The organism is Allobosea sp. 10L417 (assembly GCF_056395485.1).
The window spans coordinates 289,433-304,614 of the sequence record NZ_JBFTJP010000004.1 but is presented as its reverse complement, the minus strand read 5'-3'; the positions used below and the strand labels follow the sequence as shown (position 1 = coordinate 304,614).

The following is a 15,182-nucleotide window of genomic DNA, read 5'->3' as shown; positions in this document are numbered from 1 at the left end:
CCTCAGGCACGAGCAGCAGGTTTCGCGGGCAGCCAGGCGGCCTTGGCCTGGGCTTCCAGCGCGAGCCTGCAGACGGTGAAGGCGTGCCGCTGGCTCATCGCGGTTTCGCTGCGGGCGCCGATGTCGGCGATCAGGTCGCGGAAATAGGTCAGCGGCTCGCGTGAGGCGTCGATGTGGCGGGTGCCGTTCTTGTCGACGAGGAAGACATGGTCGGTGCCGGGGCGGCCGGCGATGTCGACATATTTGCGCAGTTCGATCGTGCCTTCGGTGCCGAGGATGGTCAGGCGGCCGTCGCCCCAGGTCGGCAGGCCGTCGGCGGTGAACCAGTCGACGCGGATATAGCCGCCGGCCCTGTCGCTGCGCAGCAGGACCTCGCCGAAATCCTCGAAATCGGGCAGGTCGGGGCCGCCGAAATGGCCGACACCTGAGGCCACGATCTCTGCATCATTCGAGCTGGTGAAATGCAGGAACTGGTCGATCTGGTGCGAGGCGATGTCGGTGAGGATGCCGCCGAAGTGGCTGTTATCGAAGAACCAGCCGGGTCGGATCCCGCGGTTGAGGCGGTGCGGGCCCATGCCCAGCGTCTGAACGACGCGGCCGATTGCCCCGTCGGCAATCAATTTGCTGGCTATTATCGTCGCGGGAACGATGAAGCGCTCGGAGAAGCAGATCGAGAAGATGCGGCCGGTCTCGGCGACCGCCTTTTCCACTGCGCCGAGCTGGTCGAAGCTGGTGACGCCGGGCTTGTCGACCATCACGTCCTTGCCGGCCTGCATGGCGCGGATGGCGATGGCGGCCCGGTCCGCCGGCACGGCGGCGCAGACGATCAGCTCGACCGACGGGTCGTCGATCAGCCGCTCGGCCGTGCTTTCCGGCAGGTCCGGGAAGCGCTCGCGGAAGCCGGCGAGGACGCGCTCGTCGCTGGTCGCGGGATCGAAGCCGACGCAGGTCGCGCCGGCTTCGAGGAGGCCACCGACCATATGGTAGATGTGGCGGTGGTCGAGGCCGATGGCGGCGAAGCGCATGTCTATTGCGGCGCCCCGTGGCCGACGCCGATCTCCTGATCCCAGCGCCGGAAGGCAGCGACGAGGCGCTCCGGGGTCAGTGGCGGCTTGGTCGGCAGGCTGGTGATCAGCCCGTCATATTCCGGCCGGCCATATTCGGCGAGGACATCGCGGCTTTCCTGCGGCGCCATGGCGAGCGTCACGCCCTTCACGGCCGGGCCGGGATAGAAATAGCCCTTGTCGTAGGTCACGGCCTGTGCCTCCGGCTTGAGCATATGGGCCATCAGCGCGACGAGGGCCGGCATCTTGTCGGCCGTCACGCCCCTTGGGATGCACATGAACTGGGTGTCCGGGATCCAGTGCGTGTTGGCGAGCACGAAGACCTTGGCCTCCTTCGGCACGATGCCGAGCACGCGCGGGTTGATGTCCCAGCCCAGCGTCGAGACGATGACGTCGCGGGTGCCTTCGCCAAGCTCCTTCATCGTCGCGGCGGTGCCGCCCGGATAGTAGTCGATGCCGGTGCCGAGCTCCTTGAGATAGGCCCAGCTCTTGTCCCAGCCCTTCATCGGATCGGTGGGGTCGGCGTCGCCGAGGATGTAGGGCAGGCCCTGCAGCCAGGTCCAGCCGGGGCCGGAATTGACGGGGCGGGCATAGGTGAAGCGCTTCGGGTTCTGCTTGACATAGGCCAGCAGCTCCTCGGCGGTCTTCGGAACGGCCTTGAGACGCTCCGGCGCGTACTCGAACAGCGGGCCGGAGGGGGAATAGACGACCGCGACGCCCTCGTTCTGGCCGAAGTTGCGCTGCATCATCAGCGCCTGCTCGTGATAGACCTCTTCCGGCTTCGGCAGGTCCTTGGCGTGGGATTTCCAGACATCGACCCAGAGCCCCTGCTGGATGCCGTCCGACATGGCGCCGGGGCCGGTCAGCACAAGGTCGATGTCGACGCGGTTGGCCGCCTGCTGCGCCTTGAGCTTGGCCGGCAGCTCCGGCGAGGGCGCGCGCGAGAAGTTCAGCCGCGAGATCAGCTTCGGATTCTCTTTGGCGAAGCGCTCGATGGCGACCTGCGTCAGCTGCAGATTGCCGGCGACGTCGATGATGTTGAGCGCGACCGGGGCGCTCTGTGCCAGCGCGCCGCCGGCTTTCAATGCGGCAAGGCCGGCTGCTCCGGCCATGATGGTTCGGCGTGTCGGATGGTTCATGGTCTCTCCCTGGGGTTTGGCTCTCTTTTGGCGTGCCATGATCGGCATCAGGAGCTCTTGCCTGGGATACTAGTGCACCACGTTGTGGCACGCCAGCGCATTCGCTGGCATGGGCGGCACCATTTCGGAGCATGCGATGAACGGGCGGATCAGACTTGTTCGAGGAGGAGCGACTCCGCCGCGCGGCTGAGCAGCGGCGAGGCCGCGCCGTGGATCTCGTAAAGGTGGCTGGCGGCCGCGCCGGAGAGGTCCGGGACGGCAAAGCCGTCCATCGTGCCTTCCGCCCGGAACAGCGTGTTGAACCGGGCCCAGAGCTGCGGGTTGGCGGAGAAGGGACCGCTCACCGCGATGCGGGCGGGAAAGAGCAGGCGACAGGCATTGGCGAGCGCGCGGGCGAGCAGCTGCGCTGCCATGTCGATTTCCGGCAAGGACAGGAGGTCCAGCCCGGCAAGCTGCCGCGCAAGCCGGATCTCATCCTGATCGAGATCGGCCCAGTGCCGGCGCAGCGCCGGGAGCAGTGACCAGAGCGCGGCGCCGGTTTCGAGGCAGGCGGTGTTGCCGCAGCCGCAAGGGCGATCTTGCAGCGCGGCGAGCCGCCAATGCCCGATTTCGCCGAAGGAGCCGGTCGGTGCGAAGGGCTCGCCGTCCATCGCATAGGCGAGCCCGACGCCCCAACCCCAATGCAGCAGGATGGTGCCGCCCGTGAAATTCTCAGGCTCGCGGGCGGCCCGGGCGCGCAGTTCGGCGTCGAGATTGCGGCAGACCGTGACGGGTCCGGCGACGGGGGCGAGGATCGAGGCGATGTCGAGCCCGCGCATGCGCGGCCAGCGCGAGGCTAGCAGCCATTGGCCCTGCTTCAGGTCGATCAGGCCGGAGAGCGAGACGGCGGTGCCGGCGTGGCTCATGCCCGGCGGCATCGCGTCGAGGAGGTCTCGCGCCAGTTCAGCCATCGCCGCGGCGATGGCTGCGTTGTCGGCATCGCTCGCAATGGGACGGCGGCGCTCGGCGACGAGATAACCATTCAGATCAACCAGCGCGCCTGACAGCGACTGGCTGGAGACATAGATCACGGAGGCGCCGATGCGGCGGGTATGGGCGACGAGGATCGCGGGAGGACGGCCGCGCCCGCTTGCTTCGCCGACCGTCTCTATGACGAGGCGGCGGGCGATGAGCTCGCCGACGACGCGCGAGACACTGGTCGAGCGGAGCTGGAGGATGCGGGCGATATCGGCACGGGAATGAGCCTCGCCGTTCAGGATCAGCCGGTAGATGCGGGCGCAGTCCCGGTCATGGGCAAGCGCAAGGCGGCTTTCGTCGATCGTCAGCAGGGACAAGGCAGGCTCTATTCAGAACGGTTGCGTTCAAAATTAATCGTTGCGTTTCAGCCGAAGCTTCATAAGCTCGGTAGCAGAATATCGGAAATTTTTTGACGGAAAAGGTTCAAAAATTGATGATCGAGATGCATGTTGCCTCTGACAAAGACGGGCTCGGCCGGCAGGCGGCAGCGCTTGGCGCACAGGCGATCCGCGAGGAGCTTGCCCGCCATGGCGAAGCGACGATCATCGTAGCGACCGGGGCGAGCCAGTTCGAGATGCTGAGCCATCTCGTGGTGGCCGAGGGTATCGACTGGAAGAAGGTCACGGCCTTCCATCTTGATGAATATGTCGGCCTGCCCGAGAGCCATCCGGCGAGCTTCCGCCGCTATCTGCGCGAGCGCTTCATGGCGCCGCTCAAGAACGCGCCGACCTTCATCCCCGTCGATGGTGAGGGCGATGCCGCGGCGGCGGTGAAGCAGCTCAACGCGCTGATCGCCGGCAAGCGCATCGCCGTTTGCTTTGCCGGCATCGGGGAAAACTGCCACCTCGCCTTCAACGATCCACCGGCCGATTTCGACGCGGAAGATCCCTATCTCATCGTGAATCTGGACGAGGCTTGCCGGCGCCAGCAATTCGGCGAGGGCTGGTTCCCGAGCTTCGCGGACGTGCCGCAGCAGGCGATCTCGATGAGCATCCGCCAGATCCTGAAGAGCGAATTGATCGTCCTCTCCGTCTCCGACACGCGCAAGGCCGAGGCGACCAAGGCCGCGCTGGAGGGGCCGGTCAGCAACCTGGCGCCGGCCTCCATCCTCCAGACGCACAAGCGCACGGTGCTGTTTATCGATCCGCCGGCCGCGTCGCTGCTGAGCCGGAAGGGCTGACGATGCGCACGCCCGGTCTCGTCGATCTCCAGGTCAACGGCTTCGCCGGGGTGGATTTCAACTCCGGCACGATCACGGCTGATGAGCTCGACCGGGCGCTGGAGGCGATGCTGGCGACGGGCGTGACCACCTGCCTGCCGACGATCATCACCGCGCATCCGCATGAGCTGGAAGAGCGCTTCCGCGCGCTCGACGCAGCGGTGAGCGGCAGCCGGCTCGGGCCGCTGATGTGCCCGGGCTACCATCTCGAAGGCCCGTTCCTGAATCCGACCGCAGGTTATTCCGGCTGCCACCCGCCGGAGGCGATGACGGCAGCAACGGCCGAACTGGTCGCGCATCTTGACCAGCTGCTGTCGCGGCCGATCCTGATGGTGACTTTGGCGCCGGAGGTCGAAGGCGGCGTCGCGCTCGCCGGTCAACTTGCTCGCATGGGCAAGGTCGTTGCCATCGGCCATTCCGCCGCCGATTTCGGGACCGTCGCCGCCGCTGCCGATGCAGGCGCGACGCTCTCGACCCATCTCGGCAACGGCCTGCCGCAACAGATGCACAAGCTCGTCAATCCGCTCTTCGCGCAGCTCGCCGAGGATCGATTGATGGCCGGTTTCATCGCTGACGGCATCCATATTCACCCGAAGGCACTGAAGAGCCTGATCCGGGCGAAGGGCTTTGAGCGCTCGATCCTCGTCACCGATGCGGTGGTCGCGGCGGGCGCCGCGCCCGGCCGCTATAGCTTCGCCGGCATGCCGGTCGATCTCGCCGCGGACGGCTCGGTGCGCCAGCCGGGCGGCGCCTCGCTGGCGGGTTCGGCGCTCAAGCTCGACGATGCCGTGCGCAATCTCGTGGCCTGGGGGATTGCCTCGCCCGAGGAAGCGATCGCCATGGCCTCGACCCATGCGCTTGCCTGCATCGCCGGGGCGCTGGTCGCCGCTGGTATCACCTTGCCGGAGAACGCGATCGAATGGTCGCCGGAACTCCGCATCCGCGGCGTGCGCATCGGCAACGAGCGCCGCGATTTCGCCGCCGGGGCAGCAGCCTGACGACCTCACCAACAAGCAAGAGGGGAAAACAATGAGCGAATTCTCGAAAGGCGTCGATCGCCGCACCGTCCTGGGCGGTCTCGGCGCGCTGACCATCGGAGGAAGCGGCGCCTTCGCCGCCGCGCCGCCGCTGCCCTCGGCCCCGGTCGGCATCAACATCATCGATGTCGGCGGTGCTCTGGCGCTGATGCAGCAGGCCTTCGACGACTACCGCAACGCCAATCCCAAGCTGGTCTCGCGCATCACCTATGTGAAGGCGCCGGCACCGGAGCTGGCGAGCAAGATCAAGGCACAGCAGGATGCCGGCCGCGCCGATCTCGACCTCGTGCTGACCGGCTCGGATGGCCTCGCGGCCGGTCTCGAGCAGAATCTCTGGCTCAAGATCTTCCCCGATTTCGCCGAGAAATTCCCCAACATCGAGCAGAACTACGAGCCGGCGGCGCTCAACCTGCACAAGGTCCAGGGCGCCGGCTTCGGCACGGTGGTGAACTACTATCCGTCCGGCCCGCTGCTCGAATACATGCCGGACCGCGTCAAGCAGGTGCCGACCACGGCCGAGGAGCTGCTGGCCTGGGCCAAGGCCAATCCCAACAAGTTCATGTATGCGCGCCCGACCAACTCAGGCCCCGGCCGCACCTTCATGATGGGCCTGCCCTATATCCTCGGCGACAAGGACCCGCAGGACCCGGTCAATGGGTGGGACAAGACCTGGGCCTATCTGCAGGAGCTCGGCGAGCACATCGAATACTACCCGGCCGGCACCGGCGCGACGATGAAGGAGTTCGGCGACGGCTCGCGCGACATCATCATCTCGACCACGGGCTGGGACATCAACCCGCGCGCGCTCGGCATCGTGCCGAAGGAAGCGAAGATCCAGACGCTGAAGGGCTTCCACTGGGTCTCGGACGCCTTCTTCATGTGCGTGCCGAAGGGCATCCCGAACGATCGCCTCGCCGTCGTGCTCGACATCATGGCGCATGTGCTGACGCCGAAGATGCAGGCCTATTCCTATGACGAGGGCTATCTCTATCCGGGGCCGGCGGTGAAGGATGTGCCGCTCTCGCTGGCGCCGAAGCGGAGCCAAGAGGTGATCGCGGAGTTCGGCCGGCCGGAATACGCCGATCTCATCGCCAAGAACCCGATCGAGCTGCCGCTGAAGCCCGACAAGATGGTCGTCGCCTTCCGCAAATGGGACGAGCTGGTCGGCGCCAAGCGCAAGCGCTGACGGAACGTGCGATCAACTCTCACTCCGTGGAGCGAGAGAGGCCCGGAAGCCATCGCACGGTGCCGCCACCGACGATGGATTCCGGGCCGTTTCCGTTGCGGGCAATCAGGCCGGGATCGGAGCTTCGGCCTCGCCGAGCCTCCAGAAGAGCCGGACACCGCCGTCGCCAGTGCTTTCGAGGCCGGGCACCGCGGCGAGGAGCTTGCGGGTATAGGCGTGCTGCGGATTGTCGAAGATGTCGTCGCGGGGGCCTTCCTCGACGATGCGGCCATCCTGCATGACGATGACCCGGTCGGCGACCTGCTCGACCACGCCGAGATCATGGCTGATGAACAGGCAGGAGAAGCCGTGCTTCTTCTGGAGTTCGTCGAAGAGCTCGAGCACCTGCGCGCGGACCGTGACGTCGAGCGCCGAGACCGGCTCGTCGGCGATGACGAAGCTCGGGCGGCGCACGATCGCGCGGGCGATCGCGATGCGCTGGCGTTGGCCGCCGGAGAGCTCGTGCGGATAGCGCTCGGCGAAGCCGTCCTTCAGGCCGACCTCGGTCAGAACCTCGGCGACGCGCGCCTTCCGGTCGGCCGGGGTCATGTCCGGCACCAGGCGCAGCGGCTCGGCCACGAGCTGTTGAATCGTCATGCGCGGGTCGAGCGAGGAGTAGGGGTCCTGGAACACCATCTGGCAGTTGAGCCGGTAGTCCCAATAGGCCGTCTCGCTCTTCGTGATCGGCTTGCCGTTGAAGCGGATCTCGCCGCCGGCCGGCTTGACCAGGCCCGCGATCGACTGGCCGAGCGTGGTCTTGCCCGAGCCGGACCCACCGACCACGGCGACGACCTCGCCCGGCTTCACGTCGAGGCTGATGCCGTGTAGCGCCCGCTTCGCCTGCTCCTTGCGGAAGAAGCCCTGCCGACCGGGATATTCGACGACGAGGTCGCGCACCGCCACGATCGGCGTCTTGGCCACAGGCAGCAATCGCGCCGGCAGTCGATGCGGCATCGCCGAGAGCAGCTTGCGGGTATAGGGGTGCTGCGGCCGGGCGAGCAGGTCCTCGGCCTTGCCCTGCTCGACCACATCGCCCTGGCACATCACGACGATGCGGCTGCAATAGCGCGCGACCATGCCGAGATCATGCGAGATCAAGAGCACGGCGGTGTTGTTGGCCTGGGTCAATTCGACCATCAGCTCCATCACGTCGCGCTGGACGACGGCGTCGAGCGCCGTCGTCGGCTCGTCGGCCAGCAGCAGGGCGGGCTTCAGCAGCATCACCGAGGCCAGCATGATGCGCTGGCGCATGCCCCCGGAGAACTGGTGCGGATAGGCGGCGAGCGCGCCCTCCGGATCGCGCAGGCCGACGCGCCGGAGCATGTCGAGGATCAGCGCGCGGCGGGCGGGTGCGTCGAGCTTGCGATGCAGCGCCAGGCCCTCGTCGAGCTGGCGGCCGATCAGCATCGACGGGTTGAGCGAGGTCATCGGCTCCTGGAAGACCATGCCGACTTTGGCGCCGCGCATGGCGCGCAGATCCTTGCCCGACATCGCCATCACATCCTGCCCGTCGAAGCGGATCGTGCCGGAGGTGAGCGCGACCGCGGGCGGGATGAAGCCCATCACGGCCCGGGCGGCCAGCGTCTTGCCAGAGCCGGATTCGCCGACGATGCCGACGATCTCGCCGGGGAAGACCTGGAAGGAGACGTCGTTGACGACGGTGCGGCCGGAGCCGCCGATCTTCAATGTGAGATTGGCGACATCGAGAAGCGGGGCAGCAGTCTTGCTCGACGCGCTTTCTTGACGCGAACCGGTGTCCACTGCGCTTGAAGACGCTTTGGTCATCGCGAGCCCCTCATCCGCGGGTCGAGCTTGTCGCGCACGGCGTCGCCGAGCAGGTTGATGCCGAGCAGGGTCAGCGAGATGCACAGGCCCGGAAAGATGCCGAGCCAGACCGCCTGCCCGATATAGGGCCTGGAACCGGCGAGCATGTTGCCCCAGGTCGGGGCCGGCGGGGGTACGCCGAGGCCGAGGAAGGAGAGCGCGCTTTCCGCCAGCAGGACATAGCCGAACATCGAGGTCGCCAGCACGGTCAGCGGCGCGATGCAGTTCGGCAGGATGTGGCGGGCCATGGTAAAGGCTTCGGAATTGCCCATGACGCGGGAGGCCGCGATGAACTCGCGCTCGCGCAGCGAGAGCACGGCCCCGCGCACGACGCGAGCGACCGAGGGCGTGTAGGCGATGCCGAGCGCGACGATGATGCCGTATTTGTTGGCACCGACGACGGCCAGCAGGCCGAGCGCCAGCAGGATGCCGGGGAAGGCGAGCAGCGCATCGTTGAAGGCCATGATGATGCGGTCGGTCCAGCCGCGCATATAGCCGGAGAACAGGCCGATCAGCGTGCCCAGCACGACCGCGAGCGTAACGGTGAGCAGGCTGATCCAGACCGAGGTCGCAGCGCCCGCCATCAGGCGCGAGAGCACATCGCGGCCGAACTCGTCGGTGCCGAGCCAGTGGAGGGCGCTCGGCGCCGCCAGCTTCTCGCGGAAGGAGAGCTTGAGCGGGTCGTAGGGCGTCCACAGCGCGCCGGTGCCGGCGGTCGCGAGCAGGATGCCGATCAGCGTGCCGCCGACGATCGCGTTGGGAGCCGGGAGCTTCATGCGGCTGGCCTTCTTCACGGAGCCGCCAGTGCTCATGGTGCTGTCACTGCTCATTGCGCGGTCACCCTTGGATCGAAGACCGGGTAGCAGAGGTCGATGACGAGGTTCACCAGCACATAGGTGAAGGCGACGAAGAGCATGCAGCCCTGGATCACCGGATAGTCGCGGGCGAAGATCGCATCGACGAGCAGGCGCCCCAGTCCCGGGATGGTGAAGACGGTCTCGACCACCGCGATGCCGCCGAGCAGATTGCCGAGCACGAGGCCGATCAGCGTCCAGGTCGGGCCGAAGGCGTTCTTGAAGGCGTGGCGCCAGAGCACGGCGCTCTCCGAGAGGCCCTTGGCGCGGGCATGGGTGATGTAGTCGAGCCGGAGCACCTCGAGCGTCGAGGCGCGGGCCATGCGCAGGATCACGCCGATCTCGTGCAGGAACAGCGTCATGATCGGCATGATCAGATAGAGGATGCCGGCCCAGGGGTTCTCGGCGATCGAGACATAGCCGACGACCGGCAGCCATTCGAGCTTGAGGCCGAAGAACAGCAGCAGCAGCAGGCCGAGCCAGAAAGTGGGGATCGAGAGCAGCAGCGTCGCGGTGGCGACGAGGCCGAGATCAACCGGGGTATCCTGCTTCCAGGCGGCGATCACGCCGGCCGGCACCGCGACGAGGCTCGCCAGCAGCACCGCGACGAGCACGATCTGGGCGCTGACGGCGAAGCGCTGCAGGATCAGCGGCAGAACCGCCTGCTGCGACGAGATCGACTGGCCGAAATCGCCGGTCAGCACCTTGCCGAACCAGATGCCGAACTGCGCCGGCAGGCTCTGGTCGAGGCCGAGCCGGGCCCGCAGATCGGCGAGGCTTGCCGGCGTCGCCAGATCACCCAGCATTAGCTGCGCGGGGTCGCCAGGGATCAGGCGGATCAGGACGAAGACCGAGACTGCTACGATCAGCAGCGTCGGCAACGCCATTGCGATCCGCGTCAGCGCGAAACGAAACATCGAAGGCCCTCCCAAGCCTCAATACCGGCCCCGGCCAAAGCCAGGGCCGGAGGCGCCCCCTTACTTGGCGACGCCAACCTCCCAGAGCCGCAGCTGCGACGCCCACGGCGTCACACCGGTCAGGCGCTTGGAATGGGCGATGATGTCGAGGTCGTTATGGGTGAAGATGGTCGGCACCTGGTCGATGAAGCGCTTGTGCAGCTCATCGAAGAGCTTTTGGCGCTCGGCCGGGTCGGTCACAACCATCGACTTGTCGATCAGGGCGAGCGCTTCCGGGTCTTCCCAGACCTTGCGCGGCTGCTTGTCCTTCGGGCCGGCGATCTGCTCGAATCCGAGAGCGGGGTCGAAGCGGCTCGAATAGGAAAAGGCCTGCATCTGGTAGTTGCCCTTGTTGTAGCGGTCGAGCTGCGTCGCCCATTCCAGCACTTCGATCTCGGCGTCGATGCCCACTGCCTGCATCATTGCCTGGGCGATGACGGCGGTGTTGAAGCTCGGCACGCTGGAGCGCTTGTTGGCGAGGATGACGATCTTCTCACCCTTGTAGCCGGCCTTCTGGAGCAGGGCCTTGGCCGCGGCGGGATCGTATTTGAAGCCCTGCTTCTCGACGTCGCCATAGTATTTCGAGGTCGTGTAGACCGGCGAGTTGTTGGGCTTGCCGAGGCCGTTGGAGACGTTGGCGACGAGTTCGGGGAAGTCGATCGCGGCGGCGATCGCCTGGCGCAGGGCCTGGTTCTTCATCACCGGATCACGGGTCTGGATGATGAGGCTGTGCCGGACCGGGTTAGGCGCGATTGCGAGCGCGACGTTGGGTGCGCCCTTGAGGTCGGGCACATCGGATTCCGGCATCAGCGCCATGTCGAGCGAACCTGCAAGCAAACCCGCCTTCACTGTCGCCGCGTCGGGGATGACCATGAAGCGCGCTTCCTTCACCAGCGGCCGCTTCGAGCCGATATAGCCGTCGCGCTTGTCGCCCTTCGGCGAGGTGTACTGGTCGAAAGCGAGGAGTTGGACCGACTGGGCGCGCTTCCATTCGCCGAGCATGAAGGGGCCGGTGCCGATCGGCTTGTCCCAGTTGCCGTCGGCCTTCACCGAATCCTTGTGGATCACGGCCGTGCCGCCGCAATCTGCCCGGGCCAGCGTGTCGAGGAAGAGGCCGTTCGGCGCGTTGAGCTCCATGACGAAGGTGTTGGCATCCGGGGCCGTGGCCGAGACGACCTTGAGGCCGTTGCGCCCGTCGAAATCGGACAGGCAGCGCCAATCGGTCTTCGGGTCCATGTAGCGGTTCCAGCTCCACAGCACATCGGCCGAGGTCATCGTGGCACCGTTGTGGAACTTCACGCCGTTGCGCAGGCGGAAGGTATAGGTCTTGCCGTCGGGCGAGAGGTCGACCTTCTCGGCCAGAAGCGGGCCGACCGAGCCGTCCTCGGCATAGCCGACGAGGCCCTCGACGATATGCAGCACGACCGCGTCGGTATTGCCGTCCCGGTTCACACCGGGGTTGGTTGAGCGGATGTCGGCATTGAGCACGGCGGTCAGCGTCTGGGCCTGCAGGGCGCCGGCCGAGAGGGCGAGCGTAGCGGCGGAGACAAGGAGGCGCTTCATGATGGTTCCCCTGTTGTCGTTGTGATCGTTCAGCCGGCCTTGCGGGCGGCGCGGATACGGCGGAGTTCGCCGGCGAAGAAATCCTCGACGACCGGCACGACCTTGACCCCGTCATGTGGCGTGTTCGGCACGAGGTCGAGGCGCGCGGCGATGCCGTTCTCCGCGAAGTTGTCGCGCAGCTTGGCCAGCCTCTCGGGGCGGGTGGCGCCGGCATGGTTGGCGTCGGGCATCCAGTTGCGGCCGCCCGGCTTATGGGTGATCTCCCAGGTCTCGAGATCGGCGGCGCCGACGACCATCTGGACCGCGACCTTCTGCATTGCGGGGATGTCGAGTTCCTGGCCGAAGAGTGTGGCGAAGTCGCGCGTGCCGACCCACCAGTCGCGGGTCGGATCGAGCAAGGTCACCGAACCCGGCGCGCCGATCGAGACGCCCCAGAGCTTGTTCGGCTGGAGCATCAGGAAGCGGTGGGCGAAGTGCCCGCCGCCGGAATAGCCGAAAAGGCCGAAGCGGTCGAAGGCGATGCCATAGCGCTCGGAAACCTCCTCGACGATGGCGAGCAGCACATGGTCGTAACGGAGCTTGCCCTCGCGCATGTATTTGAAGCCGTCGCGATAGCCGTCGCCCATCACGCCGATCGGGAAGAGCGGCGCCAGGATGATGCAGTTGTTCCAGCGCGCGAAGGCGGAGAAGGCGTCGCGATAGCCGGTGAAGCCGCGACCGGTGCCGTGCATCGCGACGATCAGCTCGGGCTTTTCGCCGCCTTCGCCGAGGCTCGGCGGGACATAGAGGCAATAGGGGAAGCGCGGATCGTGCTTCGCGGCGTAGATCGAGGTCGGACCGTATTCGTAAAGCGCCTTGGCGCGCGCGGCCGCCTCGATTTCCGGCTTAGCGGTCTGTTCTGCCACGGCGCTCACGGGCTCTCTCCTCTGGCGAAATTATTGGCGCCAATTTTGTTGCATGTTATGGTTGGCTTCGCAACCAACTTCTGTCGCGCCGCCCGAATCCTGCTAGAGAGCCAACCATGACATCCCAGCGGAAACGCGAAAACGCCGGCACCCGGCGGGCCATCCTCGCCAACGAGATCGCGCAGGCGATCCGGCTGCGCGCATTCCGGCCGGGCGAGTGGCTGCGCCAAATCGACCTGGAGGAACGCTTCCAGGCGACGCGCTTCGACGTGCGCAGCGCGCTCGACGAGCTCGCCGTGCGGAAGACGATCGAGCATGTCCCCAACCGGGGCTATCGCGTCGCCGAAGTCGATATGAAGACCTACAGGGAGATCCAGGCAACGCGGATCGTTCTGGAGACGGCGGCGGCGGACGGCATCGCCGCGCGTATCGACACGGCGGCGGTCGCGCGCTTGACCGAGGCCGCGGAACGATTCTCCGCCGTTGTGCTCACCGGCAGCCGCACCGAGCAGAGCGAGATCAACCGTGCCTTCCATCAACTGCTCTATTCCTTCTGCGGCAATGCCGTGCTGGAGGAGATGATCTGGGGGCTGCGCGACCGCGAGCGCGGCACGCAGATGACGGTCTGGAGCTCGCATGAATCGCTCCTGCGCAGCGACCGCGAGCACTATGCGATGATCGAGGCCCTGAAGGCCGGGGATGCGCCGCGCCTCGCCAAGGTGATCGCGGACCACATATTGACGGGCGGCACACGCGGGCTGGCGGCAGCGGCGCCGGGCTGATCGCCTCGCCCCGCAAGGTTCACTTGGCGATGCCGACCTCCCAGAGGCGCGGCTTGGAGGCGACCCAGGGGGAAAAGCCCTGCAGGCGCTTGGAGACCACCGCCGTATCGACCTGGTTGTAGAGGAAGACCAGCGGCGCATCGGCCAGCATCATCACATGCAACTGGTCGAAGATCTTCTTCCGCTCGGCCTCGTCATTGACCAGCGTCGCCTTCTCGATGAGGGCGTTGGCCTGTGCATTGTCCCAGACCTTCGAGGGCAGTTTGTCCTTCGGGCCGGAGAACTGATTGTAGCTCTGGGCGGGGTCGATGCGGGCGGAATAGCTGAAGGACATCATCTGGTAGTTGCCCTTCGAGAACCGGTCGAGCTGCGTCGCCCATTCGAGGATCTCGATCTCGGCCTTGATACCGGCGGCCTGCAGCATCGCCTGCGCCATGATCGCGACGGGATAGCTTGGCACGGTCGAGCGCTTGTTGGCGATCAGCCTGATCGTCTCACCCTTGTAGCCGGCTTCGGCGAGTAGCTTCCTGGTGCGGGCGAGGTCGTGGCTGTAGCGTCTCTTCTGGACCTCGTCATAGAAGGGCGAGGTGATGTAGACCGCCGAGTTGTTGGTCTTGCCGAGGCCGCTCGAGGCGGCGCCGACAATCTCGTCGAGATCGAGTGCGGAGACGATCGCCTGGCGCATGCGCACATCGCTCAGAACCGGGTCGCGGGTCTGGAGCAGGATCGTGTGTTTGGTGGCGCTCGGCGCGGTCAGCACCTGCAGGCCGCTCTTCTTCATCTCCGGCACGTCCTCGTCCGGAACGTCGGCGACATCCAGCGCTCCCGACATCAGGCCGGCCTTGACGGTCGCGCCATCGGCGATCGCGAGGAACTTGACCTCCTGCGCAAGCGGGCGCTTGGAGCCGACATAGCCGTCGCGCTTGTCTCCAACAGGCGAGACGTAACTGTCGAAGCGCTTGAGCAGGACGAATTCGCCGCGGCGCCAGTCTGCGAGCTGGAACGGTCCGGTGCCGATCGGCTTGTCCCAGCCGCCATCGGCCTTGACGGAGTCCTTGTTGATGATCGCGACCATCGCGCAGTCCGTGCGGGCCATGGTGTCGAGGAAGAGCGCGCTCGGCTTCTCCAGCTTCATCACGAAGGTGCTGGCATCCGGGGCGGTCGCTTCGGTGACTTTGAGGCCGAGGCGGCCGTCGAATTCAGGCTTGCAGCGCCAGTCCGTCTTCGGGTCCATGTAGCGGTTCCAGCTCCACAGCGCGTCGGCTGAGGTCATCTCGGCGCCGTTGTGAAACTTCACGCCCTTGCGCAGGTGGAAGGTGTAGGTCAGCCCGTCGGGCGAGATCTCGATCTTCTCGGCGAGCAGCGGCGCGACGGCGCCATTCTCGCGATACCCGACCAGGCCCTCGACCATGTGCAGCACCACGGCGTCGGTGTTGTCGTCGCGGTTGACGCCCGGATTGGTCGAGCGGATGTCGGCGTTGAGCGCGACATTGATCGTCTGCGCCTGGACCGCGCCGCCGATGAGCGCGAGTGCGAGAGCAGGCGCCGAAATGCGGATCATTCTCGTTCCCCTTGCCGTTATGCCGTCAGGGCACGC

General features: G+C 66.4%; 13 protein-coding genes. 4 read left to right on the top strand and 9 right to left on the bottom strand.

From position 1 onward, the window contains the following. Positions 1-2: 2 nt before the first annotated feature. From AC1DE3_RS13765 to AC1DE3_RS13755, 3 genes are all read right to left on the bottom strand, one after another. Complete coding sequence (locus AC1DE3_RS13765) at positions 3-1,025, bottom strand: Gfo/Idh/MocA family protein (protein ID WP_476797042.1); 1,023 nt, start codon at positions 1,023-1,025, stop codon at positions 3-5. A gap of 2 nt (positions 1,026-1,027) precedes the next feature. After that, positions 1,028-2,203: an extracellular solute-binding protein gene (locus AC1DE3_RS13760; protein WP_476779601.1), complete on the bottom strand. Its 1,176-nt coding sequence runs from the start codon at positions 2,201-2,203 to the stop codon at positions 1,028-1,030. A 149-nt stretch (positions 2,204-2,352) separates the two neighbouring features. Beyond that, positions 2,353-3,537 carry an ROK family transcriptional regulator gene (locus tag AC1DE3_RS13755; protein ID WP_476797041.1) on the bottom strand — a complete coding sequence of 395 codons (1,185 nt, stop codon included), beginning with the start codon at positions 3,535-3,537 and terminating at the stop codon, positions 2,353-2,355. Between the two features lie 125 nt (positions 3,538-3,662). Here AC1DE3_RS13755 and AC1DE3_RS13750 point away from each other — a divergent pair, with 125 nt between their 5' ends. The 3 genes from AC1DE3_RS13750 to AC1DE3_RS13740 are packed head-to-tail and all read left to right on the top strand — an operon-like array spanning position 3,663 to position 6,662. Further along, positions 3,663-4,400: a glucosamine-6-phosphate deaminase gene (locus AC1DE3_RS13750; protein ID WP_476797040.1), complete on the top strand. Its 738-nt coding sequence runs from the start codon at positions 3,663-3,665 to the stop codon at positions 4,398-4,400. Positions 4,401-4,402: 2 nt separating this feature from the next. Continuing rightward, complete coding sequence (locus tag AC1DE3_RS13745; RefSeq protein ID WP_476797039.1) at positions 4,403-5,437, top strand: N-acetylglucosamine-6-phosphate deacetylase; 1,035 nt, start codon at positions 4,403-4,405, stop codon at positions 5,435-5,437. A gap of 31 nt (positions 5,438-5,468) precedes the next feature. Then, entirely contained in the window at positions 5,469-6,662 is a 1,194-nt protein-coding gene (locus AC1DE3_RS13740; protein WP_476779597.1) for an extracellular solute-binding protein, read from the top strand. A 105-nt stretch (positions 6,663-6,767) separates the two neighbouring features. Here AC1DE3_RS13740 and AC1DE3_RS13735 read toward each other — a convergent pair whose 3' ends face one another. From AC1DE3_RS13735 to AC1DE3_RS13715, 5 genes are read right to left on the bottom strand one after another with little or no spacing between them, the layout of a single operon-like run. Then, a complete protein-coding gene (locus AC1DE3_RS13735) occupies positions 6,768-8,486 on the bottom strand; it encodes an ABC transporter ATP-binding protein (protein WP_476797038.1) in 1,719 nt (572 codons plus the stop codon). Beyond that, entirely contained in the window at positions 8,483-9,301 is an 819-nt protein-coding gene (locus AC1DE3_RS13730; protein WP_441511862.1) for an ABC transporter permease, read from the bottom strand. The genes AC1DE3_RS13735 and AC1DE3_RS13730 overlap by 4 nt, the downstream gene beginning before the upstream one ends. 50 nt (positions 9,302-9,351) lie before the next feature. After that, a complete protein-coding gene (locus AC1DE3_RS13725) occupies positions 9,352-10,296 on the bottom strand; it encodes an ABC transporter permease (RefSeq protein ID WP_476779595.1) in 945 nt (314 codons plus the stop codon). Positions 10,297-10,356: 60 nt separating this feature from the next. After that, positions 10,357-11,898, bottom strand: coding sequence for an ABC transporter substrate-binding protein (locus tag AC1DE3_RS13720; protein WP_476852444.1), 1,542 nt, complete (start codon positions 11,896-11,898; stop codon positions 10,357-10,359). A gap of 29 nt (positions 11,899-11,927) precedes the next feature. Further along, a complete protein-coding gene (locus AC1DE3_RS13715; protein WP_476779593.1) occupies positions 11,928-12,812 on the bottom strand; it encodes an alpha/beta hydrolase family protein in 885 nt (294 codons plus the stop codon). 107 nt (positions 12,813-12,919) lie between these two features. Between AC1DE3_RS13715 and AC1DE3_RS13710 the strand changes: the two genes are divergently transcribed. Next, a complete protein-coding gene (locus AC1DE3_RS13710; protein ID WP_441511610.1) occupies positions 12,920-13,585 on the top strand; it encodes a GntR family transcriptional regulator in 666 nt (221 codons plus the stop codon). Between the two features lie 19 nt (positions 13,586-13,604). Here AC1DE3_RS13710 and AC1DE3_RS13705 read toward each other — a convergent pair whose 3' ends face one another. Beyond that, the gene (locus tag AC1DE3_RS13705) at positions 13,605-15,146 is read right to left on the bottom strand and encodes an ABC transporter substrate-binding protein (RefSeq protein ID WP_476797036.1); all 1,542 of its coding nucleotides are present in this window, start codon (positions 15,144-15,146) and stop codon (positions 13,605-13,607) included. Between the last annotated feature and the right edge of the window lie 36 nt (positions 15,147-15,182).

Bases quoted from the DNA above. Each gene is read 5' to 3' on its own strand.
- AC1DE3_RS13765 (WP_476797042.1), bottom strand. From the start codon at position 1,025: ATGCGCTTCGCCGCCATCGGCCTCGACCACCGCCACATCTACCATATG.
- AC1DE3_RS13760 (WP_476779601.1), bottom strand. From the start codon at position 2,203: ATGAACCATCCGACACGCCGAACCATCATGGCCGGAGCAGCCGGCCTT.
- AC1DE3_RS13750 (WP_476797040.1), top strand. From the start codon at position 3,663: ATGCATGTTGCCTCTGACAAAGACGGGCTCGGCCGGCAGGCGGCAGCG.
- AC1DE3_RS13745 (WP_476797039.1), top strand. From the start codon at position 4,403: ATGCGCACGCCCGGTCTCGTCGATCTCCAGGTCAACGGCTTCGCCGGG.
- AC1DE3_RS13740 (WP_476779597.1), top strand. From the start codon at position 5,469: ATGAGCGAATTCTCGAAAGGCGTCGATCGCCGCACCGTCCTGGGCGGT.
- AC1DE3_RS13735 (WP_476797038.1), bottom strand. From the start codon at position 8,486: ATGACCAAAGCGTCTTCAAGCGCAGTGGACACCGGTTCGCGTCAAGAA.
- AC1DE3_RS13730 (WP_441511862.1), bottom strand. From the start codon at position 9,301: ATGAAGCTCCCGGCTCCCAACGCGATCGTCGGCGGCACGCTGATCGGC.
- AC1DE3_RS13725 (WP_476779595.1), bottom strand. From the start codon at position 10,296: ATGTTTCGTTTCGCGCTGACGCGGATCGCAATGGCGTTGCCGACGCTG.
- AC1DE3_RS13720 (WP_476852444.1), bottom strand. From the start codon at position 11,898: ATGAAGCGCCTCCTTGTCTCCGCCGCTACGCTCGCCCTCTCGGCCGGC.
- AC1DE3_RS13710 (WP_441511610.1), top strand. From the start codon at position 12,920: ATGACATCCCAGCGGAAACGCGAAAACGCCGGCACCCGGCGGGCCATC.
- AC1DE3_RS13705 (WP_476797036.1), bottom strand. From the start codon at position 15,146: ATGATCCGCATTTCGGCGCCTGCTCTCGCACTCGCGCTCATCGGCGGC.